Origin of the sequence: Rhodococcus sp. T2V (assembly GCF_029269925.1) — a bacterium.
GTDB lineage: Bacteria > Actinomycetota > Actinomycetes > Mycobacteriales > Mycobacteriaceae > Rhodococcus_F > Rhodococcus_F koreensis.
Genome location: NZ_JARJBD010000031.1, coordinates 1 through 26464 on the forward strand (window position 1 = coordinate 1; position 26464 = coordinate 26464).

28 protein-coding genes and 1 pseudogene are annotated in these 26464 nt (G+C 68.8%); 15 read left to right on the plus strand and 14 right to left on the minus strand.

Annotation, left to right across the window (positions count from 1 at the left end):
* A pseudogene (locus P3H15_RS24770) lies at window positions 1-464 on the plus strand (transposase); the annotation flags it as partial.
* Window positions 465-550: 86 nt separating this feature from the next.
* Here the strand turns inward: P3H15_RS24770 and P3H15_RS24775 are convergent.
* Window positions 551-1891 (minus strand): TrkA family potassium uptake protein, encoded by a 1341-nt coding sequence (locus P3H15_RS24775; RefSeq protein WP_276139650.1) that lies wholly within the window; start codon window positions 1889-1891, stop codon window positions 551-553.
* A gap of 250 nt (window positions 1892-2141) precedes the next feature.
* Between P3H15_RS24775 and P3H15_RS24780 the strand changes: the two genes are divergently transcribed.
* Together P3H15_RS24780 and P3H15_RS24785 are read left to right on the plus strand one after the other, a co-directional pair.
* Window positions 2142-2579, plus strand: coding sequence for a PPOX class F420-dependent oxidoreductase (locus P3H15_RS24780; RefSeq protein WP_276139651.1), 438 nt, complete (start codon window positions 2142-2144; stop codon window positions 2577-2579).
* Window positions 2580-2632: 53 nt separating this feature from the next.
* Entirely contained in the window at window positions 2633-3115 is a 483-nt protein-coding gene (locus P3H15_RS24785; RefSeq protein WP_276139652.1) for a hypothetical protein, read from the plus strand.
* An 85-nt stretch (window positions 3116-3200) separates the two neighbouring features.
* Here P3H15_RS24785 and P3H15_RS24790 read toward each other — a convergent pair whose 3' ends face one another.
* The 6 genes from P3H15_RS24790 to P3H15_RS24815 all read right to left on the minus strand — a co-directional run bounded on the left by P3H15_RS24790 (window position 3201) and on the right by P3H15_RS24815 (window position 7536).
* Window positions 3201-3431, minus strand: coding sequence for a hypothetical protein (locus P3H15_RS24790; protein WP_054247316.1), 231 nt, complete (start codon window positions 3429-3431; stop codon window positions 3201-3203).
* Window positions 3432-3541: 110 nt separating this feature from the next.
* On the minus strand, window positions 3542-4297 hold the full coding sequence (locus P3H15_RS24795; protein WP_276139653.1) for an AIM24 family protein: 756 nt from the start codon (window positions 4295-4297) through the stop codon (window positions 3542-3544).
* The gene (locus P3H15_RS24800; protein ID WP_043824572.1) at window positions 4294-4995 is read right to left on the minus strand and encodes an AIM24 family protein; all 702 of its coding nucleotides are present in this window, start codon (window positions 4993-4995) and stop codon (window positions 4294-4296) included. Before P3H15_RS24800 ends, P3H15_RS24795 begins: the two co-directional genes overlap by 4 nt.
* A gap of 5 nt (window positions 4996-5000) precedes the next feature.
* Complete coding sequence (locus tag P3H15_RS24805) at window positions 5001-5624, minus strand: AIM24 family protein (protein WP_072946373.1); 624 nt, start codon at window positions 5622-5624, stop codon at window positions 5001-5003.
* A 79-nt stretch (window positions 5625-5703) separates the two neighbouring features.
* Window positions 5704-6843, minus strand: a complete 1140-nt coding sequence (locus P3H15_RS24810) for a DUF475 domain-containing protein (protein ID WP_276139654.1) — start codon at window positions 6841-6843, stop codon at window positions 5704-5706.
* A 117-nt stretch (window positions 6844-6960) separates the two neighbouring features.
* The gene (locus P3H15_RS24815) at window positions 6961-7536 is read right to left on the minus strand and encodes a TerD family protein (protein WP_276139655.1); all 576 of its coding nucleotides are present in this window, start codon (window positions 7534-7536) and stop codon (window positions 6961-6963) included.
* A 258-nt stretch (window positions 7537-7794) separates the two neighbouring features.
* On the opposite strand from P3H15_RS24815, the gene P3H15_RS24820 reads away from it, so the two are divergent.
* The 8 genes from P3H15_RS24820 (at window position 7795) to P3H15_RS24855 (ending at window position 17574) form a co-directional block, all read left to right on the plus strand.
* Window positions 7795-8916, plus strand: coding sequence for a hypothetical protein (locus P3H15_RS24820; RefSeq protein WP_276139726.1), 1122 nt, complete (start codon window positions 7795-7797; stop codon window positions 8914-8916).
* A gap of 99 nt (window positions 8917-9015) precedes the next feature.
* Complete coding sequence (locus P3H15_RS24825; protein ID WP_276139727.1) at window positions 9016-10176, plus strand: HpcH/HpaI aldolase/citrate lyase family protein; 1161 nt, start codon at window positions 9016-9018, stop codon at window positions 10174-10176.
* A complete protein-coding gene (locus tag P3H15_RS24830) occupies window positions 10173-11456 on the plus strand; it encodes a phosphoribosyltransferase family protein (RefSeq protein ID WP_276139656.1) in 1284 nt (427 codons plus the stop codon). The genes P3H15_RS24825 and P3H15_RS24830 overlap by 4 nt, the downstream gene beginning before the upstream one ends.
* Window positions 11453-12562, plus strand: coding sequence for a cysteine protease StiP family protein (locus tag P3H15_RS24835; protein ID WP_276139657.1), 1110 nt, complete (start codon window positions 11453-11455; stop codon window positions 12560-12562). The genes P3H15_RS24830 and P3H15_RS24835 overlap by 4 nt, the downstream gene beginning before the upstream one ends.
* Window positions 12559-13437: an HAD family hydrolase gene (locus P3H15_RS24840; protein ID WP_276139658.1), complete on the plus strand. Its 879-nt coding sequence runs from the start codon at window positions 12559-12561 to the stop codon at window positions 13435-13437. The genes P3H15_RS24835 and P3H15_RS24840 overlap by 4 nt, the downstream gene beginning before the upstream one ends.
* A gap of 62 nt (window positions 13438-13499) precedes the next feature.
* Window positions 13500-14735: a TerD family protein gene (locus P3H15_RS24845; RefSeq protein WP_276139659.1), complete on the plus strand. Its 1236-nt coding sequence runs from the start codon at window positions 13500-13502 to the stop codon at window positions 14733-14735.
* Window positions 14736-14744: 9 nt separating this feature from the next.
* A complete protein-coding gene (locus P3H15_RS24850; protein WP_276139660.1) occupies window positions 14745-16319 on the plus strand; it encodes a TerD family protein in 1575 nt (524 codons plus the stop codon).
* Between the two features lie 7 nt (window positions 16320-16326).
* The gene (locus tag P3H15_RS24855) at window positions 16327-17574 is read left to right on the plus strand and encodes a VWA domain-containing protein (RefSeq protein ID WP_276139661.1); all 1248 of its coding nucleotides are present in this window, start codon (window positions 16327-16329) and stop codon (window positions 17572-17574) included.
* Window positions 17575-17588: 14 nt separating this feature from the next.
* Here P3H15_RS24855 and P3H15_RS24860 read toward each other — a convergent pair whose 3' ends face one another.
* From P3H15_RS24860 to P3H15_RS24870, 3 genes are all read right to left on the minus strand, one after another.
* A complete protein-coding gene (locus P3H15_RS24860) occupies window positions 17589-18995 on the minus strand; it encodes an AarF/ABC1/UbiB kinase family protein (protein ID WP_276139662.1) in 1407 nt (468 codons plus the stop codon).
* A 117-nt stretch (window positions 18996-19112) separates the two neighbouring features.
* Window positions 19113-19967, minus strand: coding sequence for an LLM class F420-dependent oxidoreductase (locus P3H15_RS24865; RefSeq protein WP_276139663.1), 855 nt, complete (start codon window positions 19965-19967; stop codon window positions 19113-19115).
* A gap of 238 nt (window positions 19968-20205) precedes the next feature.
* Window positions 20206-20526 carry a GYD domain-containing protein gene (locus tag P3H15_RS24870; RefSeq protein ID WP_276139664.1) on the minus strand — a complete coding sequence of 107 codons (321 nt, stop codon included), beginning with the start codon at window positions 20524-20526 and terminating at the stop codon, window positions 20206-20208.
* An 83-nt stretch (window positions 20527-20609) separates the two neighbouring features.
* On the opposite strand from P3H15_RS24870, the gene P3H15_RS24875 reads away from it, so the two are divergent.
* Both P3H15_RS24875 and P3H15_RS24880 read left to right on the plus strand, forming a co-directional pair.
* Window positions 20610-21425 carry a DUF72 domain-containing protein gene (locus P3H15_RS24875; RefSeq protein WP_276139665.1) on the plus strand — a complete coding sequence of 272 codons (816 nt, stop codon included), beginning with the start codon at window positions 20610-20612 and terminating at the stop codon, window positions 21423-21425.
* Window positions 21426-21486: 61 nt separating this feature from the next.
* The gene (locus P3H15_RS24880) at window positions 21487-21960 is read left to right on the plus strand and encodes a hypothetical protein (protein ID WP_276139666.1); all 474 of its coding nucleotides are present in this window, start codon (window positions 21487-21489) and stop codon (window positions 21958-21960) included.
* 4 nt (window positions 21961-21964) lie between these two features.
* On the opposite strand, the gene P3H15_RS24885 is transcribed toward P3H15_RS24880, so the two are convergent.
* Window positions 21965-22282, minus strand: coding sequence for a helix-turn-helix transcriptional regulator (locus P3H15_RS24885; protein WP_276139667.1), 318 nt, complete (start codon window positions 22280-22282; stop codon window positions 21965-21967).
* Window positions 22283-22370: 88 nt separating this feature from the next.
* Between P3H15_RS24885 and P3H15_RS24890 the strand changes: the two genes are divergently transcribed.
* Window positions 22371-23429, plus strand: a complete 1059-nt coding sequence (locus P3H15_RS24890; protein WP_276139668.1) for an SDR family oxidoreductase — start codon at window positions 22371-22373, stop codon at window positions 23427-23429.
* 13 nt (window positions 23430-23442) lie between these two features.
* Here the strand turns inward: P3H15_RS24890 and P3H15_RS24895 are convergent, their stop codons facing one another.
* Window positions 23443-23967, minus strand: coding sequence for a MarR family winged helix-turn-helix transcriptional regulator (locus P3H15_RS24895; protein WP_276139669.1), 525 nt, complete (start codon window positions 23965-23967; stop codon window positions 23443-23445).
* A gap of 66 nt (window positions 23968-24033) precedes the next feature.
* Between P3H15_RS24895 and P3H15_RS24900 the strand changes: the two genes are divergently transcribed.
* Window positions 24034-25446, plus strand: coding sequence for an FUSC family protein (locus P3H15_RS24900; protein ID WP_276139670.1), 1413 nt, complete (start codon window positions 24034-24036; stop codon window positions 25444-25446).
* A gap of 6 nt (window positions 25447-25452) precedes the next feature.
* Here P3H15_RS24900 and P3H15_RS24905 read toward each other — a convergent pair whose 3' ends face one another.
* Entirely contained in the window at window positions 25453-25845 is a 393-nt protein-coding gene (locus P3H15_RS24905) for a hypothetical protein (RefSeq protein WP_276139671.1), read from the minus strand.
* 5 nt (window positions 25846-25850) lie between these two features.
* Complete coding sequence (locus tag P3H15_RS24910; RefSeq protein WP_276139672.1) at window positions 25851-26450, minus strand: TetR/AcrR family transcriptional regulator; 600 nt, start codon at window positions 26448-26450, stop codon at window positions 25851-25853.
* Window positions 26451-26464: the final 14 nt, after the last annotated feature.

Consider the following 26464-nt stretch of genomic DNA (forward strand, 5'->3'; position numbering starts at 1 on the left):
CCGCCGTGATCGACGCCTACAAGAACCTCTCCCGCGTCGAACGCGACTTCCGCTCGCTCAAGGCGATCGATGTGGACCTGCGCCCGATCCACCACCGCCTCACCGACCGGGTCAAGGCGCACGTGCTGATCTGCATGCTCGCCGCCTACCTCACCTGGCACCTCCGCCAGGCGTGGGCGCCGCTGACCTACACCGACGAACACCCGCCGCACCGGGACGATCCCGTCGCCCCGGCGGCCCGCTCGGCCGCCGCCAACAGCAAGGCGGCCCGCAAGACCACCACCGACGGTGACCTGCCGGCCCGCTCCTACCAGGCCCTGATGGCCCACCTGGCCACCCTGACCCGCAACGACCTGCGCTACGGCGACGACGGACCGATCGTGGCGACCCTCGCCATCCCCACGCCCACCCAAAGACGCGCCTTCGAACTCCTCGACACCACCATCCCCCACACGGTCAGGTAGCCAGAACAACCACAACCGAAAACAACGAACCCCCAGCTCAACCGGGGGTTCGTCCGTCTTCAAAGCCGTAACTTCGGGCTAGGTCGCTACGCGGTGACGAGGTGGCGGCAGCTCATCCGCGGCGACACGGGCAGTTCCGTGAAGACGGGCTCGGACGTGTCGGCGGTCGCCACCTCCAGGTAGAGGTGGCTGCCGTCCGCCACGACGCCCTGCGGATGCAGGCCGATCAGCTCGGCCACCACGTACGTGGCACTGAGGCTGGTGACGTCGCGGATGATCCCGAGCCGCAGCAGCGACCTCGTCTCCGCGATGGCCTCCTGCTCACCGGCCCGCAGGACCAGTCGCAATCCGGGGGACAGGGCCTGGGCTGCCACGGACACCGCGATGTTGTCGAGGTCGTCGGAGCCGACCGCGGCCAGCGCCAGCGCGCGGCGCACGCCCAGCCGTTCGAGAAGTTCGCGGTCGCCGCCGTGCCCCACGACCGTCGGGATGTTCATCGACCGCACGAGTCGCAGGTTCTTGGCGTGGGGGTCGCGCTCGACGCCCACCACCGCGACCCCGAGCGCCTGCAGTTCCCGGCACAGCCGGAGGCCGACCTGGCCGAGACCCACGACGATGACGTGGCCCGACCGGGGCAGGACCCGGCTGCCCACCAGGCCGACGAGCCGGGGGCCGAGCAGGCGCTCGATGATTCCGGCGGTGAACATGGCGGTGAACACCACGGTGAAGAGCATCGCCACCGACGCGAACACGGCGTAAGCGGGGCTGCCGTGGGTGTCGGCTCCCGGGCCCACGGTGGTCACCACGCGGACCGCCTCGTTGAACGCGTCGAGCGGTGCCACGTGCTGACCGAGGATCAGCCACAGCCAGTCGGCGAACAGGACGGCGAGGAGTCCGGCGAGCCCACCGAGCAGGATGCGCGTACCGATGTCGTGCGACCGCAGCAGACCCGTCGCGCCGGTCGCCACCGTGCGCCACCAGTTCCGCCGGGGCAGGTCGACGTGCGCACCCTCGGGGTGGCCGTCGATCGTCCGGACCGTCAGCATGTGCTCGCCCGCGTGCCGGGCCGCGACGAGTTCGGGGTCCAGGCACGGACCGGCGAGCGTCGGCGCGGCGAGGTCTGCCGGTGACGTCACCGTGCACTGCGGGAGCAGGTGGGACAGCTGGTCCGCGACCGTGCGGTCGAAGATCGTCACCACCAACGGAATCGACGCCGAGATGTGCGCGGCGGCCAGCGCGTACCGCAGCGCGACGACGTCGTCGCGCACCAGGACCGCCATCCCGCGCGGTTCATCCGCCATCGCCAGGCGCAGTTCGTCGTCGTCGGGGGCGACGAGATGGCGGACGTCGAAGTCCCTTTCGCGAAGGGATGCACAGACCCGTCGGGCCACGGTGGTTTCGCCGATGACGAGATATGAGTCGTTCACGTGTGGTCCTTCCGGCTCGGGATCACGAGAGCGTACCCGAGATAAACCACAGATCCCACACGAGAACGTCTACCAACGAGTAGCCGGAACACGTTATCGGCCAATGAGTTTGCGATACATCCACCCTACTCGTCGGTAGGAGCGCCCCTGGATCGCCGGGACGAGTCGATCACACCGATCCGGACGAGGCCGCCGAGGGCCGCCGGGAACACCTTTTCGGCGACCGTGGTTGGGTGAGGCATGACCCTCGATGCGAAAGACGACCGGCGTCCACTTCTCGACCTCGTCGCCACACAACCGGGCCGTCCTCGCGACGGTCAAACGCGACGGACGCCCCCAATTGTCGAACGTGATCTATGCCTGGGATCCCGACACGCAGACGGCGCGGGTGTCGGTGACGGCGGATCGGGCCAAGACCCGCAACGCCGCGCGCGACCGCCGGGTGTCGCTGCACGTCAGCGCGACCGACTTCTGGAGTTACGCGGTGGTGGAGGGCGACGCGGAACTGAGCGCGGTCGTGGCGGACCCGCACGACGCGGCGGCGGACGAACTCGTCGAGGTGTTCCGGCAGGCAGCGGGGAAGGAGCACGACGACTGGGAAGATTTCCGCCGCGTAATGGTGTCCGAGCGCAGGCAGGTGCTCCGGGTCCGCGCGACGAATGTGTACGGCATGGCCCAGCTGCCCTGAGTGCGCGGAACGTAGCTGTGGCAGCGGATCGGAGGCGGTGGGACGATTGAGTCGTGCGCAAGAGGCGGTGGCCGGCGGCACCACCGCCTGCCACGGAGGGAATCGTGGTCCACGGGCCGGTCGAGCTCGTGACGAGCCGCGATGTGAGCCTGCGCCTGTCGGAGGTCGTCGCCCACCCGAAGGGCATGCTGCTGCGCATCGAGTTGACGGCGCGAGGCAGATCCGCTGATCTTGCCCGTCACGAGACGCGTCCGCTCGACGATCCCGACGACCCCTCGGCGCGCTGGTCGTATCTCGCGGTGAACGTCCGGGTCGACGACCTCGAGGGCGTCGCCGACGCCCGGCACCCGCATTCGACGTCGAAAACCGCGGCCGCGGACGCGTCCGAATATCACTCCGCGCCGCACTACTGGATCAGCGACTACCCGGAATCGGGAACCATCACGCTGACCGCGGGGTGGAAGGAGATCGGCCTGCTGCCGAGAACCCGGACGATCACACTCGGGCCCAATCCGAGTATGCGGCCCACCCGGTAGCACTACGGCCGGGAGAAATACGAAGGTGCCCTTCGGCGCCGTGGGAGCGTCGAAGGGCACCTTCGCCCTGTGAAGGGACCGCAGATCAGGGCAGGGGAACCCAGGTGCCGAAGAACCAGAATCCGTGCGGGCTCGGCGCCGGTGCCTGCTGCTGCGGAGCGTGCTGCTGCTGCGGCTGGGGCTGCGGTGCCTGCTGCTGCTGGGCGGGGACGGGGTTGTGGCCCACCGGGTCGGCGCTGGCAACGCCGGCTCCGATTCCGAGGGCTGCGAGGGCGATACCACCGGTTGCGACGGCCTTGGTCACGACGGACTTCATGCGGTTCCTCCTGGAACGTATCGGATGCTGTGTCAGAACTTCCTGACACAGATCAGAGTGCTCCCCGTCCCTGCCACAACTCTTCGCTCAGCCTGGCAATCTCCTGCACGTCAGCGAGGCTGCTCCGCCAGCTTGGCGGCGATCACCCCGTTGAGTCGCTGCAGACCGCTCGGCGTGATCCCGTGGATCTGGCTCTCGATGCTGCGCACGACATGGGTGTCGCTGAGGACCTTCTCGCTGGACTGGATCAGAACCGTTCCGGCACCGGTGAAGTCGAACTGCCGCTCCTCCCCGGAGTTGATGCCCATCATGTGGGCGCCCGCCGCGAGGAAGTTGCTGATCCATCCCTGGTCGTAATGGTGGCTCGGGGACGGGCAGTCGGCCCACCCGACGAGCGCCTCGGGGTCGATCCGCAGCGGCGGTTCCGCGAACATGACCGGACCGTTGGACGACGCCAGGAACTTCCCGGTCCCGATGAGTGTCAGGAATCCCGGCACGATGGACTGGTTCAGCGACAGACCCGGTTCGAACGCAAGGAGATTCGATGCCCGGATCGTGAGGTTGCCGTCGTCGAGGTCGTACGAGTTGATGTCGTATCCGCGGTCGCCGATGATCAGTTTCCCGAATCCTTCGGCCACCGCGTAGTCGCCCATGTACAGCGGCGCCGAGAACTGGTTGGCGACCATGTGCAGTGCGGCGCCGTGCAATCCGTGGGTCAGCGCCTGGAACTGCATCTGGCCGTAGTACGCGATCATCGCACCCTTGCGGATGAACCAGGGGGCGGTGAGGTCGATGCAGAACGCGTAGCTGTTGTCGGGAATGTTGTCGCTGGCGCCCAGCGTCGACGGATTGTGGATGGCGGTCACAGTTTCTCCTCCGAGGCCTGAACGTAGACGATTCCCTGACCGGTGCACTGCAGTTGCATCGCTTCTCCGACGCCGCGGCCCATGGCCTCGCGCCAGCCGACGGCGGATTTCAGCTCCACCTGGACGCTCCCGTACGTGCCGACGAACGCGTCGGGGTCGACGAACACCGGATTCGGTCCGCCCACCGGGAGTTCGATGAAGCCGCCGTGTGCGAGCAGGACCGCCGACCCGTACCCGGACAGCTGCGTCGTGAACATTCCGGTGCCGGACAGGGCTCCTGCCGCCGCGCCGCGCAGCGCGCCGAGCATGCCGCGCCCGCCGCCACCGCCGCCCTGACTCACCACCGAGACCACCGAACTCTGCAGTCCCGCATTGTGGGCGAGGAGCCGGGACGCCTCGACGCACAGGGCGCCGCCCTGCGACATGTCGACGACGTGCACCTCGAGCCCGGCGTGGCCGTAGTGCACCTCGCCCTGCCCCTGCGCCAGCATCGTGCGTTCGTGCTCGCCCTGCATCATGCGTCCGGCCATCCGGGTGAATCCACCCATGCCCGCCATCGACTGGGAACCGGGCACCTGGTGCGGAGAGAACTGGACCTGACCGGTGTAGAACAGCATCGCGCCGGTGCGGGCCACCACACCGCCTGCGGCGCCGACGTCGACCTTGACGACCTTCGAGTTCACTTTCGAGAAGACCATGGGGCTCACCGCTCTGCCGGTTGGATGGAGACGACGCCGTGACCGTCCCACTTGAGGGAGAAGGCCTCACCGTTGCCCTGGCCGACGGCGTTGCGCCACGACACGTCGGTCACGAACGACTGCGTCACCTGCCCGCGCGCCGAGACGAACGCGTCGGGATCGACTACGAGGGGGTACTGCGGCGACACCTCGAGGTGGATGAGCGGCCCGCCCGCCGACAGCAGGGCCACCTGACCCTGACCGGAGACGGTCGTGGTGAACAGGCCCTGACCGCCGACCCCGCCGCGCAGTCCGGTGAACGTGACGTTGGTGTTCAGGTTGCCGCTCAGCGCGAGAAGCTGCTGCGACTCCACCTGCAGGGTCTCGTTGGCCAGGTCGACGACCGAGACGTACTGTCCGCCCACCGCGAGATACACGACACCGTGGCCGGAGCATTCCATCAGCGACAGCGCCTCGCCCGTGGCACGCCGCTTCATCCCGGCGAGGACACCGTCGCCGCCACCGAAGCCTGCCGACTTGAAACTGACATTGCCCTCGTAGGCGATCATCGAACCCTGAATCGCCCGGATGGTGGTTCCGGCGAGCTGCGCCTCCACCACCTTCTTCGACTTGCCGAGCAGCCGCCCCATGGTGCCCTTTCCAGTGTCGAGCGGCAGTGCCCGTGACCGAGTCACGTGCACTGCCGCTGGATGTGAGTACAGGCAGAACCTAGCCGACGGACACCGGGTTCTGCTCGTCCACGTCGTCTGGTGCTTCGCCGACCGCCGCGGCCGCCTTGCGGTTGCGGACGATGCTGGAGATGAACGCGGCGCCGATGAGGGCGACACCGACGAGGCCGGTGATGTTCTCGTTGACGTGCACGCCGATCGAGACCAGCAGGATGAACGCGAGTGCGCCGATCGCCCAGTGGGCGCCGTGCTCGAGGTACACGTAGTCCGAGAGCGTGCCCTTGCGGACGAGGAACACGGTGATGGAGCGGACGAACATCGCGCCGACGAAGCCGAGGCCGAGGGCGATGATGATCGGGTCGGAGGTGATCGCGAAGGCGCCGATCACGCCGTCGAAGGAGAACGACGCGTCGAGGACCTCGAGGTAGAGGAACAGGAAGAACCCGGCCTTGCCGGTGGCCTTGGCCAGCGCGGTCGGCCCGCCCGAGGTGGTAGTCCCGGCGTCCTCGTCGCCTTCCTCGGGGGTGTTGAACAGTTCCCCGAGTCCGTTGACGGCGATGTAGGTGACCATGCCGAGGACGCCGGAGATCATGACGGTGGAGACGGTGTCCTCGGGGGCGATGTAGGCGGCGGTGAGCAACAGCAGGGCGCCGGCGACGACGACCTCGAGTTGGTCGAGCTTGCCGATGCGGGCGAGGGGCTTCTCCAGCCAGGACAGCCAGGTGATCTCGCGCTCTTCGAAGATGAAGCCGAGGAAGAGCATGAGCAGGAACATGCCGCCGAACGCGGCGATCTGCGGGTGCGCGTCGGTGAGCAGGGTTTCGTAGCTGGGGCTGCCGTCGGGGAAGTGGGAGGCGCCGTCGGCGGGCGGGTTGAGGGCCAGGTCGAGTGCGGCGACGGGGCCGAGGCCGGAGGCCAGCCAGACGATGACGAGGGGGAAGACCAGGCGCATGCCGAAGACGGCGATGACGATGCCGACGGTGAGGAAGATCTTCTGCCAGAATTCGCTCATCCGTCGCAGGACGGTGGCGTTGATGACGGCGTTGTCGAACGAGAGCGACACCTCGAGGATCGACAGGATCACGACGAGCATGACGGCCTGGGGTCCGCCGTAGATGGCGGCGATGATCAGCGAGACGATCGTGACCGCGAAGGACCAGCCGAATATTCGCAGAACCACGGAGCGTGGCCTTTCTCTAGTGGGCATGCAGGGTGGTTACTGCAGGGGACGAACACCGGGGGAGGGTGTCACGGCAATGCCGTGACACCCTCCCCCGGTCGGGGTACTGAGCGACCGTCAGACGTTGACGCCGTAGTCGCGGGCGATACCGGCCAGCCCGGACGCGTAGCCCTGGCCGATGGCACGGAACTTCCACTCCGTGCCGTGGCGGTACAGCTCGCCGAAAACCATAGCGGTTTCGGTCGACGCGTCCTCGGACAGGTCGTAGCGGGCGAGTTCGGTGCCGTTGGCCTGGTCGACGACGCGGATGTACGCGTTGCGGACCTGACCGAACGACTGCGAACGCGTTTCCGCGTCGTAGATCGAGACGGGGAACAGGATGCTCTCGATGTTCGCGGGGACCGCCGCCAGGTTGACGTTGATCACCTCGTCGTCGCCCTCGCCTGCGCCGGTGGTGTTGTCGCCGACGTGCTCGATCGAGCCGTCGGGGGAGCGCAGGTTGTTGAAGAACACGAAGTGCTGGTCCGACACGACCTTCTTGTCGGCACCCGCACCGATGGCGCTGGCGTCGAGGTCGAAGTCGGTGCCGGTGGTCGAGCGGGCATCCCATCCGAGTCCGACAGCCACCGCCGTCAGGTTCGGCGCCTCCTTCGTGAGAGAAACATTGCCGCCCTTGGTCAAGCTGACGCCCATTCAGGGGTCCTTTCGAGAGGAGGTGGGTGGACCCTCGACAGCTGTCGAAGTTCCGAGTTCGTCGTGCGACACCACGATAATGAATTTGTCCGACTTGTCCCATCCGTCGATCTGTCCACAGGTTTGTGCACAGGCAATTCCGGTCCACTCGGAGTTGTCGCCCCGACCAGTACGATTCAGGGCGTGACGAGCGGATGGGCGGGACGCTTCCGAGGAAGAGCCCGGGGCGACGACTCGGCTCGTCGCGCCCACGACACGATGGTCGCAGCGTTTCTCGATATGGACAACCGGCAGAGCATCGCCGCCGCGGCCGTGGACGCCTCCGCAGAGCTGACTCCGGAACGCGGAATCCGCCGGGCGTGGGAACCGGTCCGCGACGGGTGCTACCAGGCCGCGACGGCATACCTGGCGGCGGAAGACCGGTTCGACACCGTGCAGACGCCCGCGGCCGCCGCCGCGTACGAGCAGGTGACGCGGCAGTTGGTGGCGGCGACGCAGACCCTCGACGAGTTCTATCGCACACATCGAGGCCACCTCGAGGAGTCGACCGCGATGCTGGCGGCCGTACCCCAGGTTGCCCAGCAGGCGCTTCAGGTCGCTTCCGCGGCGCAGCACCGGGTGCAGACCGAGGGCGCCGCCTACGCCGGCTACCCGTCGGTGCGCGACCGGGGAGCCGCACTCGACGCCGCGGTCGTGGCGCTGCAGGGTGCCCGCGGCGCCAACCCGGTCCGCGCCTCGGCGGCGCGGGTGCGGGAGGAGGCGGCGGCGCTCGAGAAGGCGCTGGCCGCGGCTCCGTCCAAGGAGCGGGATGCCGCGCACGCCGTGTCGTCGGTGTCGACGAGGATCGCCGCAGTGCAGACTCGGGCCGAGAGGCTCGCGCCCGCCTACTCGGCCCTGCTCCGCGAATTCAACGCGGCCAGTTCGGCGGATCTCGTCCACAACGACCGCGAGAGCCGCACGCACATCGAGCAGGCGCAGACCGATCTGCAGCAGGCGCAGAAGGCTCTGACCGCGGGAAACCCCGAAGGGGCGCTGGACCTGACGGCCGCGGCGCGGACCCATCTGGTCGACGCGGAGGCGAACGTCGACGGCGTCACCGATCGTCTGCTGTTGCTGCGGGAGGTGCGCGAGAACCCGCGGTCGAAGGAGAACGAGATCAGATTTCGCCTCCGCGACGCCCAGATGTTGGCTGTCAATCGTGGGCTCGTGAGGGAATGGGGGTCGGTCCTGGACGCTCAGCTCGAGCGAATTGACCGAATTGCAGGGACACTGACCGGGCGGCATCCCGACTACTGGGCGTACGTCACCCAGCTCGATGCCGTGTCGGCGTTCATTGCCGAGGTGGTTCAGAAGATGAGAGGACACACAGCGCAGCGATGACACGGGGGGACGATGAGCATTAGCGAAGAGGTCACGACGGCGGTGCCGTCCGGTGTGACGACGGCGGTGCCGTCCGGTGCGACGACGGCGGTGCGGCACGTGCGGCACTTCCACCACCTCGATACCGAGACGCACGGCCGGCTGTTCCTGCACGCTCCGCAGGCGCTGGCGCCGGACGAGGACCGAACGGTGCTGGCCGTTGCGCTGGGCGCGACGCTGTACGTGCCTGCGAACAGGTCCGACCTCGCGGACACCATCCTGCGCCGGTCGGCTGACGGCGTCTGCTCGATGGTCCTTGACCTCGAGGACGCCGTGGCGGACGACCAGGTGGAATCGGCGTTGCTCAACGCCGTCGACGCGCTGGATCTGCTGGCGACCCGCGGTGGCGCGCGGATGCAGCTGTTCGTGCGGGTGCGGGCCGCCGAGGACCTGCGGCGGATCGCCGGCCTGCTGACGACCGGCGTCGAGGTGTTGTCCGGGTTCGTGTTTCCCAAGTTCGGAAGTGCGACGGGCGGTGCGTTCCTCGACGAGCTGGCTGCGGCGTCGGAGCGGCTCGGCAAGCAGTTGTATGCGATGCCGGTGCTCGAATCGCCCGCGCTGGTGCACCGCGAGTCCCGCGACGACGAACTCGCGAAGATCGGCGCACTGCTCGTCGAACACCGCGCGCGGATTCTCGCCGTGCGCATCGGCGCCACCGACATGTGCGCCACGTTCGGCATCCGCCGCGACCGCGACCTGACGATCTACGACGTGCGGGTGGTCGCGGACGCGATTGCCGGCATCGTGAACTTCCTGGGCCGCGCCGACGAGACCGGGCACGTCATCACCGGTCCGGTGTGGGAGTACTTCGCCGATCACGAGCGGATGTTCCGGCCGACCCTGCGCGCCACGCCGTTCGAGGAACACGACGAGGTGCGGTTCCGTCAGCAGCTGGTCAGCCGGGACCTGGACGGTCTGCTCCGGGAGATCGCCCTCGACCGCGCCAACGGCATCCAGGGCAAGACGGTCATCCACCCGACGCACGTCGCGGCCGTGCACGCGCTGTCCGCGGTGACGCACGAGGAGTACCACGACGCGCTCGACATTCTCGGCGCCGAGGGCGTCGGCGGCGTCCAGGCATCGGGGTACCGCAACAAGATGAACGAAATGCGCCCGCACCGCAGCTGGGCCGAGAAGACACTCGTCCGGGCGAAGGTGTTCGGCGTGACCAACGAAGGAATCACGTTCGTGGATCTACTGACCGCACTGGCCGTCCGATGAGTTCATCCACCGCCGTCCGCGCGGTGCCCTGGGCCACGGAGCATCTGGGGTTGACGCTCGCCCACGTGGATTCGAGTTCGGGGCTGACGATCCCCGAACTCGTCCAGCCGGGTCTGCGGCGCAACCCGCGGCGTGCCCATCTGCTCGTCTCGACGGTTCTCGGTAAGCACGTGCCCACCGACCCGACTGCGGTGATCGGCGCCGGCGACCGCCTCGGTGATCTGGTCGCCGATGTCCTCGGACCGGATGCGGACCCCGTCGTGCTCGGGTTCGCGGAGACCGCAACAGGTCTGGGTCATTGCGTCGCCGCGCGGCTGCGCGCCCGGTGCTACCTGCACTCCACGCGCCGGGACGTCCCCGAGATCGGGACGTCCGCCGGGTTCGAGGAGGGGCACTCGCACGCGACCAGCCATCAGCTGCAGCCGACGTCCGTCGAGTTGTTCGCGGGCGATCGTCCACTCGTCCTCGTGGACGACGAGATCTCCACGGGCGCCACCGCGGTCGACGCGATCCGCGCGCTGCACCGGCAGAACCCGCGCAGCCGGTACGTCGTGGCGTCGCTCGTCGACATGCGCGACCAGGGCCACCGGGACGCCGTCGACGCCGCGGCCACGGAACTCGGCGTGCAGATCGACAGCGTGAGTCTGGCGGTGGGGCGCACCGAGCTTCCCGACGGACTGACCGACAGGGTTGGTGCGCTTCCGGATCCCGTGCTCAACCCCGTCGGCGCGCGGACCGGGACCGTGGCGCGGGCCGACATTCCCTGGCCCGCCGCAGTTCCGGAGGGTGGGCGTCACGGCTTCCTGCGGGAAGACACCGAGGAATTCGATGCGGCCGTCACGTCGGCGGCCGCGGCGCTGCGTGATCGGCTCGACCCGCAGCGTCCGGTGATCGTCGTCGGACACGAAGAGCTGATGTACCTTCCGCTGCGGCTCGCGGACACGCTCGCCGCATCCGGGTTCCGGGTTCGATTCCAGACGACGTCCCGGTCGCCCGCCTACGTGCTCGACCAGCCGGGATACCCGCTGCGTCGCGGATTCCGCTTCACCGCCCCCGAGGACGGGGAAGAACAGCCGCGGTTCGTCTACAACGCGCAGTGGCCGGACGAGGACGCCGTCGTGGTCGCGGTCGTCGACGCCGCCGCCGACACCGACCGGCTCACCGCGCGCGGCGGACTCCTCGACGTCCTCACCGCGGCGGGAACCGATGTGCTGCTGGCCGTCGTGTCCGGCGCCGACCCGCGGTCGCTGCGGGCCGCACGCGCGGGTGCCTCGTCGTGACGGCACCGCTGACCGGCCCGGCGTTCGGTTCGTACGCCGCCGACGAGGTGGGGTGGCTGCTCACAGACCTGTCGCACGTCGACCTCGAGGCCGACGTCGCCGAGCGGGAGCGCCGCATCCAGTCGGGTGAAGCCCACTACGCGGAGACGCTGCCCATCGAATACCAGCCCGACGCGGAGTACCGCGAACTGTTCGAGAAGGTGCTGCAGGACAGCTCCATCCGGCTCGCGCGCGCGGTGGGGACGGTCACCGACCTCGTGCTGGCCGAACGGGGCCCCGACGTCACCCTCGTGTCCCTCGCGCGCGCCGGAACCCCGGTGGGCGTGCTCATGCGCCGCTGGGCGCGGGACCTCCACGGCCTGACATTGCCGCACTACGCGGTCTCGATCGTCCGCGACCGCGGGATCGACGCCGTCGCGCTCGACTACCTCGCGCGCCGTCACGATTCGAAGAACGTGGTCTTCGTCGACGGCTGGACGGGCAAGGGCGCCATCGCCCGCGAGTTGTCGCAGGCACTCGCCGAGTACCGCGAGGCCGGGGGCGCCGAGTTCGACGACGACCTCGCCGTCCTCGCGGATCCCGGGCACTGCGTCCGCACGTTCGGCACCCGCGACGACTTCCTGATCGCGTCGGCGTGCCTGAACTCCACCGTGTCGGGTCTGGTGTCGCGCACCGTCCTGAATGACACGCTGATCGGCCCCGGCGACTTCCACGGCGCCAAGTTCTACGCGCACCTCGCGGGCGAGGACGTGTCCAATCACCTCCTCGACGCCGTCAGCGCGTCCTTCGCGGATGTGCGCGAGCACGTTCCCGGCGATGTCGAGGAACTGCTGCGGTCGGACCGGACACCCACCTGGGACGGCTGGAAGTCCGTCGAGGCGGTCCGGGAACAGTACGGAATCTCGACGGTGAACTTCGTGAAGCCCGGCGTCGGCGAAACCACCCGGGTGCTACTGCGCCGGGTGCCGTGGCGGGTACTCGTCCGCGACCTCGACGCCCCCGAGCACGCACACATCCGGCTGCTCGCCGCCGCGCGTTCGGTTCCCGTCGAAGAGGTTCCCGGCCTGGCGTATTCGTGCATGGGCCTGATCAAGGATGTGACATGACCGCGCTGATCGCGACCGACCTCGACCGGACCATGATCTACTCGCGCGCGGCGATGGAACTCGCCGTCACTGAAAGCGACGTGGCGTCCGCGGCCGGCGACGAGAACCTTCTGTGCGTCGAGGTGTACGACGGTAAACCGCTGTCCTACGTCACGTCGGCCGCCGAGGCCATGCTGCGCAGGCTCACCGCGTCGGCGGTGGTCGTGCCCACCACCACTCGCACCGTCGCGCAGTTCGAGCGCATCGACCTGCCGGGGGCGCCGTGGCGGTACGCGATCACCACCAACGGCGCGAACATCCTCGTCGACGGCGTCCCCGATGCGGGCTGGCGGTCGGGCGTCGACATCGCGATCGCCGACGGCGGCGCGTCGCTCGTGGAGGTCGGGGCCGAGCTGAGTCGCCGGATCGACGACAGCTGGGTCCGGTCGTCCCGGGTGGCCGACGAGTTGTTCTCCTACCTGGTCGTGGACCTCGACGCGATGCCTGCGGGCTTTGTCGAGGAGTGGAACGACTGGTGCGGGAAGCGGGGCTGGGGAGCGTCCCGCCAGGGCCGCAAGATCTACACGATGCCCGACGCGGTGTGCAAGAGCCGTGCTGTCGCGGAGGTCCGTTCCCGGCTCGTCGACGACGGCGTGCTCGCGCCGGAAGCGCCGCTGCTCGCGGCGGGGGACGGGGCGCTCGACGCCAACATGCTCAGTGCCGCCGACGCCGCGATCCGCCCCCGCCACGGCGAACTCGAAACGCTCGACTGGCAGCATCCGACTCTGTCCGTGACCGGAAGCAGCGGGATCGCCGCCGGTGAGGAGATCCTGCGCTGGTTCGCGGACCGCGTCGGGCGGGGTGCGGGGACGACGGCGGCCGGAGCTCTTTTGTAGGTTGTAGGCAAATAGACCAAACGGGACAAACCCGACGCTCCCACAGTGAAGGAACCACCGCAGTGTCCACTCCGCTAGCCAAGGGTCAGAACGGCCCACTGAGCGTCGACGACGTCATCGTCTCCCTGGAGCTGACGGCCGCCGCCGACCTGTCCGCGTTGCTCGTCACGGATGCGGGGAAGGTCCGGTCGGACGCCGACTTCGTCTTCTTCAACCAGCCGTCCGGTCCCGGTGTGCAACTCGTGCCCGGGGCCCCCGGACAGGCGGCGTCGCTGAAGGTGTCCTTCGGCGCGGTGCCCGCCGACATCGCCCAGGTGCGCGCGGTCATCACACTCGACGACGCCACCAGCAACTTCGGTCGCTCCGCGCCGCCGACGGCCCGGGTCGCCGACGTCGCCGGAAACGCGCTGTACGAGTACCGGATCGACGGCCTGAACTCCGAGTCGATCGTCATCGCGCTCGAGCTGTACCGCCGCCAGGGCGCCTGGAAGGTGCGCGCGGTCGGTCAGGGTTACGCCGGCGGTTTCGCCGCGCTCGTCACCGATCACGGCGTGTCCGTCGACGACGCACCCGCACCCGCGGCCGCCCCGGTCCAGCCGCCGGCGCCGCCCGCCCCCGCTGCTGCCTACCCGCCGCCGGCCGCCGCACCGGTGGCACCGCCCGCACCCCCTGCGCCCCCGGCTCCGGCCGCTCCGGCCGAGGTCAGTCTCACCAAGGCGCGGCCGGTCAGCTTGAGCAAGGGCCAGAAGGTCACGCTCCGCAAGGACGGTGGCGTCGCGCTGACGTACATCCAGATGGGACTCGGCTGGGATCCGATCGAGAAGCGCGGCATGTTCGGAAACCGTTCCGCCAACGTCGACCTCGACGCGTCGGCGGTCCTGTTCGCGGACAACAACATGGTCGACGTCGCCTACTACGGTCAGCTGACGTCGAAGGACGGGTCGATCCGGCATCAGGGCGACAACCTCACCGGCGAGGGCGCGGGTGACGACGAGGTGATCCTCGTGGATCTCACCCGCATCCCGCCGCATGTCTCGACCATCGTGTTCATCGTGACGTCGTACCGCGGGCACACGTTCGAGCAGGTGAAGAACGCGTTCTGCCGCCTGGTGGACACCACGTCGAACGCCGAACTCGCCCGGTTCACGCTGCAGGGCGGGATGCCGTTCACGGGAATGGTGATGGCCAAGGTGTACCGGGTGGGCGGTGAATGGAAGTTGCAGGCCATCGGTGAGGGCATCCAGGCCAAGCACGCCGGTGAGGCCGCGCCTCAACTCGGCCGGTTCCTCGGCGTCTAGGGGCGGTTGGTGACGGTCCACCTCGTTCCGGGGCAGAACGCCCCGCTGCCGTCGCGCGTACTGTGTTTCCGCGCAGTCGACGCGACGCCGGTCGACGTCTCGGCGTTGATCGTCGACGGCGATCTCCGCGCGCTGTCCTCGGACCATTTCGTGTTCTACAACAAGCGGCGCGCCGCCGGCGTGGAACTCGACGCGGACGGAACGGTCCGGCTGCACCTGGACGAGGTGGACGCCGCCGCGGCGGGCGTGCTCTGCGTGGTCAGTGTCGATCCGGCATCTCCGACCGGTCCGGCGGTGCTGGCCCGCGAGGGCCTGTCGGCCACGCTCACCGATGAAAGCGGCCGTACCGTGGTCGTTTTCGACGTCCCGCTGGTCGGCTCCGAGGCGGCCGCGATCTGCCTGGAGATCTACCGCCGCGGCACCGACTGGAAGGTCCGCGCCGTCGGGCAGGGATACGACGGCGGCCTCGCCGAACTCGTCACCCGGCACGGCGTCGACGTGGACGAACCCGCGCACGCTGTCGCCGAGCAGGTTCCGGCGACGGACGGCCCGGCGGGCATCCCGCTCGACCCGGCCCACTCGTTCGAGAGAGCGTGGATGATCTTCGAGGACGCCGCCCGGTCGGCGGCCTCGTTCCGATCCTCCCGCGACTACGCGCAGGCGCGGCTGGACGACGAACTGTCCGCGTCGGTGGCCGACCCGTCCACCCGCAACAGTCCGGCGGTCGCGCAGTCGCAGGCCAGGGCGCAGGAACGCTGCGATGCGCTCGTCGCCGAGGCACAACGCAAATTCGACGGCGAGACTTCGCAACTGGCCGAGGAACTCCGCGTCATCGACCCGCTGCTCCCGCGATCGCTGGCGACGTTCGAATCCGCGGCGTGGACGAGCCCGGTCACTCACACCGCGGTGACGGACGGCCTGAGACTGGGCGAGTTGTCCGCACCCGACCTCGGTGACCTGCGGGTCCCGTTCTGCGTCCACTACCCGCTCGGGCGTCCCCTGTGGATCGTCGGCGAACCGGCCGAGGCCGCACCGGTGGTCGCGGCGCTGGCGGCCCGCATGCTGGTGGCGTCACCCGCGGCGGCGGGGCGGCTGGAGGTCGTCGACCTCAGCGGCTCGCTGCGCACGTTCACCGAACCCCTCGGAGCGCTCCTGGCCTCGCCCGTCGTGTCCGCGGCCTCCGACATCACCGCCCGGCTCACCGCGCTGTCCGAGAGTGTCGACCTCGCAGAAATGGCGGCCCGCAGCGGAATCCGGGATCGCCAGCCGGAACCGCGGCTGGTGATCCTCGGCGACTTCCCGCACGGGTACGGCACCGAGGACGCCGCCCGCATCGTGCACCTCGCCGACCACGGTCCCGCGGTCGGGACGTCGCTGATCATCGTCGGCGACAGCGCCGGCGCCGCTTCGGATCCGGGTGTCGCGGTGCTCGAACGCATCGCGCAGCAGGTTCCGACTTCAGGAGTCCTCACCGTCTCCGACCCATGGACGGGTAACGACTGGATCCTGACCCCCGACCGGCTTCCGGACCACCCCCTCCACCGGGCGTCGGTGCTGGATTCGCTGACCGGCCACGAAAGGTGAGCGCACAGTGACACGTCTTGCCCGCGGCGAGAACGTCGAGATCGTCTGTTCGCCGACGAGTGTCGCGGTCGCCGGCGCCCGCCGAGGCGAGGTCGACCTGATGGTCTTCCAACTCGGCGCGAATGGACGAGTGCGGTCCGACGAGGACTTCGTCTTCTTCAACAACCCCAGTTCGCCCGAGGGGGCCGTGCGGTTGGCAGCGGCAGACGGCGTCGACCTCGATCTCGCGGCCGTGCCCGCCGACATCGACAAGCTCAGTATCGCCGTCGCCCTCGACGACTCGGTGCCCGGCAGTCTCGCCGATCGCGCCGGATTGGGCGTCGTGGTCGAGAACTCCGGGGTGTCGCTGGGGGCGGACGCGTCCGGGCTGAGCACCGAGCGCGCCGCCGTACTCGTCGAGGTGTACCGGCGTGGCTCCGGGTGGAAGGTGCGCAACGTCTCGGCCGGGTGGGACGGCGGGCTCGCTGTCCTCGTCACCGAGCACGGCGTCGACGTGACGGATTCCGACTCCGCCGACGATGTTGCCGTGCGGACGGTGCCAGACGAGCTGGGTCTGCCGTTCGAGAAGCGGCAGAAGCGCGACATGCGCAAGCGTGAAGTCGCGAAGGTGTTGCTGCACAAGGGTGCAGGTGAGACGCGCGCCCGGGTCGTTCTGGTGATCGACAAGACGGGCAGCATGCGGCATCAGTATTCGACCCGGGCGATCAACCGGGTGGTCGAGCGCATGGTGCCGGTCGCCACGCAGATCGACGACGACGGTCGCCTCGAACCGTATCTCTACGCCAAGAACTTCGCGCGCCTACCCGACATCGCCGTCCACGAGGTCGACAGTTGGTGCGACACGTTCCTGCATCTCGGCGGCGTCCACGGCGGAATCGACTACAAGGCGATCGGCGGCTACAACGACGAACTGCCGATCATGACCGACATCATCTCCAGTCTGCCGCCGCGGGGCGGGACCCCCACCCTGGTGCTGTTCTTCACCGACGGCGGATTTCAGCAGCGCGGTAAGATCAGCGAACTCATGCGCCGGGCGTCGAGTCTGCCCGCGTTCTGGCAGTTCGTCGGAATCGGCCGCGCCGACTACGGACTGCTCGAGAAACTCGACACCCTCGACGGGCGGACCCTCGACAACGCCGGGTTTTTCGCCGTCGACGACCTCGACACGATCGACGACGCCGAACTGTACCGCCGCCTGCTCAGCGAGTTCCCCGACTGGCTGCGCGCCGCGAAGTCGGCGGGTGTGGTCGGGTGACGCAACGACACGAGTCACTCGTCGGGTAGTTCCACCCCGAGTTCGCGGGCCTTCGCGGCGACGGCGTCCGGGAAGACGTTGCGGAACAGGAACAGGTCCTGTCCGATCACCCAGCCGGGCGCGAGTTCGGTGGCGTAGCGCTCGAAGTAGCCGAGTTGCTTCCCGAACAGGACGAGTTCCTCCGGGCTGGCGACGTCCCATTTCTTGCCGATGCCGATGAGCGCCATGATGAGTTCGCTGAGCCGCAACTCACCGAGGTCCCGGCCCAGCAGGGGAGCGAGGGCGGCCGCCACCTGAAGGCCGATCTCGTCGTCGGTGGCGTCGTTGTCCTGCGCGTAGCCGAGGCTGCGAATTCCGCGGGCCATCCGGGAGAAGTCGCCGTCGATCAGGGTCGCGTAGAACATGTCGCGCAGGATCTGCCGCCACGATTCGGGTAGCTCGCCGACGATGCCGAAGTCGAGCATCGCGATGCGCCCGTCGTCGAGGACCCACAGGTTTCCGGCGTGCACGTCGCCGTGGAACGGGCCGTGGAGGATGACCGACTCGATCCACACCTTGACGCCGCGGCGGATCAGCATGCGGGTGTCCATGTGGACGAGGTCGGGGAACCGGTCGAGCGGCAGCCCGTACATGCGTTCCATGCAGATGACGTGGGGACCGCAGAAGTCCCAGTACACCTCCGGGGTGGTGACGCCCTTGTTGTCGCCGAAGGCGCCGATGTTCGTCCTGAACCGGGCCTGCCGGTCGGCCTCCACCGCGCTGTTCAGTTCGGTCATCGTCGCCGCGTGGAGATCGCGGATAATGGCGGTGGCGTTGGCGATGCGGAAGAACTCGAAGAGTTTCTCGAGGATCCGCGCACCCCAGTATGCGGTGCGCAGGTCCACCACCATGCGACGGAAGATGTCGGGGCGCTGCACCTTGATGACGGCTTCCCGGCCGTCGGGGAGCACGCAGCCGTGCACCTGTGCGACGGAGGCGGCGGCGAGGGGGACGTCGTCGAACGACGCGAACAGCGCGTCGACGGGATGTCCCAGGTCTGCCTCGATCACCCGGCGGGCGTCCTGCGCGGACACCGGCGGCACGTCGTCGAGACATCGCAGGCAGGCGTTGGCCAGCGGGGCGGGGAACACGCCGGAGGACGACGCCATCAGCTGCCCGACCTTGACGAACGTCGGGCCGAGCACCTCGAATCCGTTGACCAGGCCTTCCGACGCCGCGTCCGCGAGGGTGCGGCCGCGACGCCGGACGGGCCAGGTGACGAGCGCGAGCAGTGTGTAGGCGACGACGACCACGCCGATGACCAGCGCCCGCCACAGCTCCGCCGCGCGGAATCGGTCGAGTGTCGCCGAATGCACGGTCAGGGCTGCAGGTGGCGGCCCAGAAGCGTATGGGCCGACCGGACGTGGCGTTGGCTCGTGCACAGTTCCTACCTTGCGTTCAGTCCTGCCTGCCGTTCAGAAGGGGACCATACCCCGACCGTTTCGGCGAACGCTTTTCAGTATGCGGTACCCGCCATCACACTATTTCGTTAGCAGAACTCAGAGTCCCAGCGCGCCCGCGAGTTCCCGCAGCGCAGGGATGGGATCGTCACCGGCGGGCAGTACCTGGATCGCGACGTGATCGGCGCCCGCGTCCAGATGCTCGCGGAGGCGGCCGGCGATGTAGGGGGCGTCGCCGTGGGCGGCGAGGGCGTCGATCAGCTCGTCGCTGCCGCCGTTCGCGATCTGCTCGTCGGTGTACCCGAGCCGCTTCAGGTTGTTGACGTAATTGCGCAGGTGCAGGTACGGATTCTCGACTGCCGCACGTCCGACGGGGCGCGCCCGTTCCGGATCGGTGTCCAGCACGACCTTCTGCTCCGGTGCGATCACCGGACCGGGGCCGAGCAGCTCACGCGCTTCCCGGGTGTGCTGCGGAGTGGTCAGGTACGGGTGGGCGCCTGCGGCGCGGGCCGCCGACAGCTCGAGCACCTTCGGGCCGAGCGCGGCGAGGACGCGTCGCCCCGCCGGGACCCCGGCAGCGTCGAGGACGTCGAGATACTCCACGAGCGCGGCGTACGGCTTGCTGTAGTTCAGGCCGGGTTGTTCGGGATGGCCGACGCCGATGCCGAGGAGGAAGCGCCCCGGATGTCGGGCCTCGAGCCGGTGGAAGGAGGTCGCGATCTCGTCGGCGGGTGCGGTCCAGATGTTCACGATGCCGGTCGCGACGGTGATGGTGGAGGTCGCGTCGAGCAGGCGTTCGGCGACGTCGAGGTCGGCCGGCGGCGAGCCGCCGATCCAGATCGCGCCGTAACCTGCCGATTCGATCGCGGCACCCACTTCGGGTGCCAATCCGCCGGCGTGACGCCAGACGCCGAACTGTCCGAGCTGCGGGGTTTCTCCTGAGGTATCCGTCATGTGGCGTGCAACCTTCGCTCGCGGACATTCATTCCGGCATCTCGGATCTGGTGGAGCCACGACCGGAACAGCGGCGCGCTCAGCGTGAACAGGGCACGGCGAGCGGAGTCGGTGGTGAACGCGTTCACCGTGGTCGAGTAGGTCTGGTCGGCAGACGTGGCTCGACGGTATCGGCCGACTCCGCGGCCGCACATCATCCTGCAGAACGATATTCGCCGCCGCAGGCGGTGGGGGTCGATCAGCTGCCGGGCGCCCGGTATTGGGCGTCGCGGCGCACCGCGTCGTCCACCTGCTCCGGTGTCAACAGCGCCACCGATTCCGACCGTGCCGCCCCGGAGGCGGTGGTGCGGATGCCGAGCGCGGCGGCGGCCACGTCGTCGGGCACGTCACCGATCACGAACAGATCCCGGCCACCCAGTGCGAAGTAGCAGGATTCGACTGTGCCCCCGACGCTTTCGACCATCTGGGTGATCGCGTCGCGTCGTGCGGTGCCGCCTTCGGTGAGCAGTCCTTTCGCGCCTTCGGGTGAGTACGTGACCTGCCAGAGGTATCTCGGCATCGGTGCCTCCTCGATTGTGGGGTCTTCTCATGGTTCTCCCGGGACGGGCCACATGCAATAGGTTCCGGCGCTAGGGTCGGGAGATGGCGCAGGCCCGCGTAGGTATTTCCGGCTGGACGTATCCCGGGTGGCGCGGCGACTTCTACCCGGAAGGCCTGGCGCATCGCCGGGAGTTGGCCTACGCCGCGGGGCGATTGACGTCGATCGAGATCAACGGTTCCTTTTATGCGTTGCAGCGGCCGACGAGTTATGCGAAATGGCGTGACGAGACACCGGACGATTTCGTGTTCGCCGTCAAGGGCGGTCGCTACATCACGCACATGAAGCGGCTGGTCGGTGTCGAGGCGGCGCTGGCGAACTTCCTCGCGTCCGGGGTGCTCGCGCTGGGCCCCAAGCTCGGACCGCTGCTGTGGCAACTGCCCCCGACGCTCGCGTTCGACGCGGCGAGCCTCGCAGCGTTCCTGGACCGGTTGCCGCGGACGACCGCGGAGGCCGCGACAGTCGCTGCGCGGCACGACGACAAACTCACCGACGACCGGACGTGGACCGAAATCGACGCCGACCGCCCCGTCCGTCATGCGCTCGAGGTTCGCCACCACAGCTTCGAGGCGGAGGAGGCGCAGGAGTTGCTCCGCGCGCACGACGTCGCGTTCGTCGTCGCCGACACGGCGGGCCGGTACCCGTTCGTGGAGGCTGTCACGAGTGATTTCGTCTACCTGCGGTTGCACGGGGACAAGGAACAGTATGCGAGCGGATACACCGACGAGGCCCTCGACGAGTGGGCGCGAAAGATCGAGCGGTGGCGCGGGCAGGGGCTCGACTGCTTCGCCTACTTCGACAACGACATGAAGGGGTACGCCCCGTTCGACGCGCTGCGGCTGATCGAGCGGCTGCGCTGATTGTCGGTGCCTCGTGGTTCAGTAGCTACGGTTCGACGGATACGAGAAGAGGATCTACCGGATGTGGCCCACTCACTGGCCTGCTGTTGCGCGTGACATCGCCGAAGCGCTGGACGTTGCCCTCGCCGCGGCGCGGGCGTCCGATGCGGCGGCGCTGACCGAGGCGACGGAAGACCTGGCTGCCCTGCCCGCGGAGCAGGTCGGTGCGGTGCTGGCGGGGGTGATCCGGGAACTCCTCGAGACGCTGCACTCGGACGGACTGACGGGGGAGGACGTGCAGGACGTGCTCACCCGGTGCGCGCGGGCGGCGGCGCTCTGGTTACCGGCAGTGGACGTCGACTCGCTGGTCACCGTGCTGACCGGCGCGCTCGGTGTGGCCGACGTCGAGGAGAACCCGCGCAGGCCCGAGCGTGCCGTGGAGGCCGCGATCCTGGTGATCGCCGACCTTCTGAGCGCGGCGGAGGTGCCCGCCGACGGCTACGTGCGCCGGGCGCTCGACGAGATCGCGCGCGCCGAAACCGTGGAGATGCCCTGAGTCGTCAGAGTTCGGTGCGGATGTGGTCGGCGAGCCGACTGATCTGGTCCTCGTTGCGGCGATAGTGGGTCCATTGGCCGATCCGATGGCTGGTGACCAGGCCGGCGCTCTGTAGGGCGGCCATGTACTGCGACGCCGTCGACTGGGAGACCTCGGCCCGCGCCTGAATGTGCTTCAGGCATACGCCGACTTCTTCGGCGGGTTCGAGTTGTGGGGGAAAGCTGTCCGGGTCTTTCAGCCACTGCAGGATGCGCACGCGAGTGGGGTTCGACAGCGCCTTGAAGACGAGGGCGAGGTCGCTGGGATCCGGAAGTTCGCTCACGGGAACCAGCGTACCGCTATATCGCGATTTTCCGATATGTGTGCTTCACTCAACGTATCGTAATTTCGCGATATACCGATAGGAGTGAGTGATGGCGAAGCGCAGAGTGGCAGTGGTCGTCGGTGCTCGTGGTGTGATCGGCGGCAATCTGATCGACCACCTCGAGGCGACCGGGGAGTGGGACGTCATCGGACTGTCCCGCCGGGGCGGGACCGACACCGACCGGGTGTGGCACATCGCGGTCGACCTGCTCGACGCGGCCGACGCCGCCGAGAAGCTGGGCGAACTGCACGAGGCGACGCACATCTTCTACGCCGCCTACCAGGACCGTCCGTCGTGGGCGGAACTCGTCGCTCCCAACGTCGCGATGCTCGCCAACACGGTGAACGCGCTCGAACCGGTGGCCGCCGGGCTCGAACACATCAGCCTGATGCAGGGTTGCAAAGTTTACGGCGCCCACCTCGGACCGTTCAAGACGCCGGCGCGGGAGAGCGATCCGCCGCACATGCCGCCCGAATTCAACGTCGATCAGCAGCAGTTCCTCGAGGACCGTCAGCGCGGCAAGTGCTGGACGTGGTCCGCGATCCGGCCCTCGGTCGTGTGCGGATTCGCGCTCGGGAACCCGATGAACCTCGCGCTCGTGATCGCCGTCTACGCCACGATGTCGAAGGAACTCGGAGTGCCGCTGCGCTTTCCGGGCAAGCCCGGCGCGTACACGAGTCTGATCGAGATGACCGACGCGGGACTGCTGGCCGAGGCGACGGTCTGGGCCGCCACCACCCCTGAGTGCGCCAACCAGGCCTTCAACATCACCAACGGCGATCTGTTCCGCTGGGACGAGATGCTGCCTAAGATCGCCGACTTCTTCGAACTGGACGTCGCGCCGCCGCTGCCGATGTCGATGGACGTCGTCATGGCCGACAAGGAGCCGGTGTGGAACGAGCTGGTCGCGAAGCACGGACTGGCGCCGACGCCGTACTCGGACGTGTCGTCGTGGGCGTTCGGCGACTTCGTCTTCGGCTGGGACTACGACGTCATCGCCGACGGGTCGAAGGCGCGCAGGTTCGGCTTTCACCGTCACGTCGAGACCGAGCAGATGTTCCTCGACATCTTCCGCGACCTTCGGGCGCGGAAGATCATTCCCTGACACGGGCTACGGGCTACGGGCGCAGTCCGGATTCGACGTTGGCGGCGATCCGTCGGAGCAGACCCGCCAGCACCGCGCGCTCGTCCTCGTCCAGTCCCTCGAGGAATTGCCGGTCGCGTTCGACGCGCTGCGGGAATTCGGTGTCGACGAGGGCGCGTCCCGCCTCGGTCAGATGGAGCAGCACGACCCGGCCGTCCCGTTCGAAGGGCAGCCGCTCCACCAACCCCAGCCTGCCCAGGCGGTCGACGTGCTTGGTGGTGGAGGCGCCGCTGAGCATGGTCACGGCCGTGACCTCGCTGGCCCGCAGGGGTCGATCGCTGCGGGCGAGCACGCACAGGACGTCGAACTCGGCCCGCGAGACCCCGCTCGCGTCGAGGGCGCGGTCGAGTTGCTGCAGGGCCTGGGATCCGATCCGGGTGATGCGACCCATCACTTCGATCGGTGACGTGTCCACGTCGGGACGGGTCTCCGCCCATTCGCGTCGTACGCGATCGGTGAAATCCTCATCCGGGCGTGGGGTAGGGCTCATGAAAATCATCGTAGCGACCGACCTCACACTATTTCACAACTATTTTACTAGTGAAGTATACGGTAAGCTGAGGCCATGCAGGCTTCTCCCCGATACGCACCCGACCTCAGCCGGCTCCATCACTCCCGTGGGGCGCTGGCCCACTCGGTGGCGCCGTCGACGTGGCGCCGGGCGTTCGAGGTCCGGACCGCGGACGCCACCATCGCCCCCGCCCTGCGGGTGGGTGCGGCGACGGCTCTGGTGCTGGTGATCGGCGGCCTGCTCGGGCACGGCAACCTCGCCGGCTTCGCGGCGCTGGGTGCGCTGACCGCCGCATTCGGCCGATACGAGCCGTACCCGCGGCTCGCCCGCAAGACGGGTCTCGTCGGTGTCGCACTCGTCGTCTTCGTCGCCGGGGGAGCGCTCCTCGGTGCGGCCGGACTGTCCCTCTGGCTGCAGATAGCGGTCATGGCCGTGGCGTCGGGGATCGCCGCGTGGTTGCTGGCGGCGTTCCGGATCGCCGGCCCCGGTCCCGTCATCCTGATCTTCGCGGCCACCGCGGCGGCCGGGTACTCGACGCGGCTCGCCGATCTCGCGCCGGCGGTCGTGGCCGTGGCGACCGGTGTCGTCGTGGGCTGGATCGCCGCCATGACGCCCTGCCTGTTCGTTCCCCTCGGTCCCGCCCGGCTGGCGGCGGCGCGCGCGCTCGCCGCCGTCGCGGAACTGGACCGTGGGCACGACGCCTCCGCGATCGCGGCCGCCCGCAAGGCCATCGACAACGCGCGAGACGTGATCGCGCACAGCGGCCGGGGCCGGGACGGTCACTCGCACCAGTTGTTCGCGCTCCTCGCCGAAGCGGACACCGTGGTCGACCGGTGGGCGCACGAGCGCGACCACGACACGCTGCGTGCGCTCGTCGATCACGAGTCGGAGCTTCGTAAGATCAAGCGCCGCAGCGACCTTTCGGCTTTCGCTGCGGAGACCGCGGCGCTGCCGAGGCCGGCCGGCTTCCTCGTCGAAGGGGTCCGGGGGCTGCGGTCGCGTGAGGGGATCGTCAACGCCGCCCGCATCGCCGCCGCTGCCGCGCTGGCCGGATGGATCTGTGTGGCAGTGGGATTGGAACATCCGCTGTGGGCGTCGATGGGTGCGATGGCCGCGATGCAGGGGTTCAACTTCAGTCAGACCGTGCAGCGGGGAATTCAACGTCTCGTCGGCAACGTGGCGGGCGCCGTCCTCGCCGCCGGGCTGATCGCCGCGGCGATGGGGTACTGGCAGACCGTCGTGGTGATCGTGGTGCTGCAGACCGTGACCGAACTGGTGGTCATCAAGAACTACGCGTTCGCGTCCGTCGCCATCACTCCCATGGCGTTGCTGCTGACGGGTCTCGGCTCGGCGGTGGCGCCGGACATCGCGGTGAGCCGCGTCGTCGACACGCTCGTCGGTGTGGTGGTCGGTGTGGTCGTCTCGGCCGTCGCGATCAGCCGGACCGACCACCATCACGTGGCCTGAGGAGGCTCAGATTCCCGTCGCGGAAACGTAACCGGCAAATCCGATCGCGCACGCGCCCGCGCAGAGGACGAGGGTCCCGCACGCCACCGGCCACGCGACCGTGCGGCGCGCGATGCGGGCGATCGTGACCGCGCCGCCCATCACGGTCACCAGTGCCGCGACCGCGAGTGCGACGCACACCGCGATCCACGCGTTCTCGGCGCTGCAGGATTCGGGCGGGCAGTAGTCCAGGAACAGCAGCCAGAAGAACGCCGCGACCGCGGAGATGCTGGCGACCGCGACCGCGACGACGATCGCTGCCGCCGACACCGCCACGTCCCAGCCGTTCGGTGACGGGCGCTGTTCGTCACCGGCGCGTGGATGATTCCATGGTTGTGGCGCAGGCCCCCCGTGCTGCATGTTCGTCACAGTACATCCGCGGCCGGGGGGATCGGCGGCGGCAGCGGTGACCCGTCCGGGCGCAACCCGGCGAGGAACACCGTGATCAGCCGCGGAACGAGATTGGCCGTCGTGTCCTCGAACATCAGCACGTGCGGCCGGGTGAGCATCGCGATCCCCATGATGATCTCGAGCGGCACGACGTCCTCGCGGATGAGCCCGAACTCCTGGAGCCGGTGAATGAGCTCGGTGACCGACGCCTTCGTCTGCTCCCGCGTGTCGCGCACGTCGGGCGGTAGTTCGTCGAGGCTGTTGACCAGCGCGGGCACCAACGCTCCCATCCGCAGATCGACCACCGCGTCGACGAACCGTCGCCATGCCGCCTCGGGGTCGTCGGCGCACTCGTGCAGCGCCCGGACTGCGAGTTCGCGGACCTCGGTGAGCGTCGTGCGGGCGACGGCGTGGGCGAGGTCGTCCCGGCTCGGAAAATTCCGGTACAGGGTGGCGATTCCGACGCCGGCGTGCGCGGCGATGGCGTCGAGCGGCGCGTCGTGCCCGCGGTCGGCGAACACCGCCCGGGCTGCCTTGATCAGGGTGTTGCGGCGTTCCAGCGCGTCGGCTCGCATCGGGGCCACCTCTC

Coding starts and splice junctions, on each gene's coding strand:
- P3H15_RS24805 (WP_072946373.1), bottom strand. CDS start 5,624: ATGGGGCGGCTGCTCGGCAAGTCGAAGAAGGTGGTGGAGGCGCAGCTC.
- P3H15_RS24895 (WP_276139669.1), bottom strand. CDS start 23,967: ATGATTTTCATGAGCCCTACCCCACGCCCGGATGAGGATTTCACCGAT.
- P3H15_RS24880 (WP_276139666.1), top strand. CDS start 21,487: ATGTGGCCCACTCACTGGCCTGCTGTTGCGCGTGACATCGCCGAAGCG.
- P3H15_RS24840 (WP_276139658.1), top strand. CDS start 12,559: ATGACCGCGCTGATCGCGACCGACCTCGACCGGACCATGATCTACTCG.
- P3H15_RS24780 (WP_276139651.1), top strand. CDS start 2,142: ATGCGAAAGACGACCGGCGTCCACTTCTCGACCTCGTCGCCACACAAC.
- P3H15_RS24865 (WP_276139663.1), bottom strand. CDS start 19,967: ATGACGGATACCTCAGGAGAAACCCCGCAGCTCGGACAGTTCGGCGTC.
- P3H15_RS24905 (WP_276139671.1), bottom strand. CDS start 25,845: ATGCAGCACGGGGGGCCTGCGCCACAACCATGGAATCATCCACGCGCC.
- P3H15_RS24820 (WP_276139726.1), top strand. CDS start 7,795: ATGGTCGCAGCGTTTCTCGATATGGACAACCGGCAGAGCATCGCCGCC.
- P3H15_RS24910 (WP_276139672.1), bottom strand. CDS start 26,450: ATGCGAGCCGACGCGCTGGAACGCCGCAACACCCTGATCAAGGCAGCC.
- P3H15_RS24815 (WP_276139655.1), bottom strand. CDS start 7,536: ATGGGCGTCAGCTTGACCAAGGGCGGCAATGTTTCTCTCACGAAGGAG.
- P3H15_RS24790 (WP_054247316.1), bottom strand. CDS start 3,431: ATGAAGTCCGTCGTGACCAAGGCCGTCGCAACCGGTGGTATCGCCCTC.
- P3H15_RS24900 (WP_276139670.1), top strand. CDS start 24,034: ATGCAGGCTTCTCCCCGATACGCACCCGACCTCAGCCGGCTCCATCAC.
- P3H15_RS24830 (WP_276139656.1), top strand. CDS start 10,173: ATGAGTTCATCCACCGCCGTCCGCGCGGTGCCCTGGGCCACGGAGCAT.
- P3H15_RS24800 (WP_043824572.1), bottom strand. CDS start 4,995: ATGGTCTTCTCGAAAGTGAACTCGAAGGTCGTCAAGGTCGACGTCGGC.
- P3H15_RS24870 (WP_276139664.1), bottom strand. CDS start 20,526: ATGCCGAGATACCTCTGGCAGGTCACGTACTCACCCGAAGGCGCGAAA.
- P3H15_RS24875 (WP_276139665.1), top strand. CDS start 20,610: ATGGCGCAGGCCCGCGTAGGTATTTCCGGCTGGACGTATCCCGGGTGG.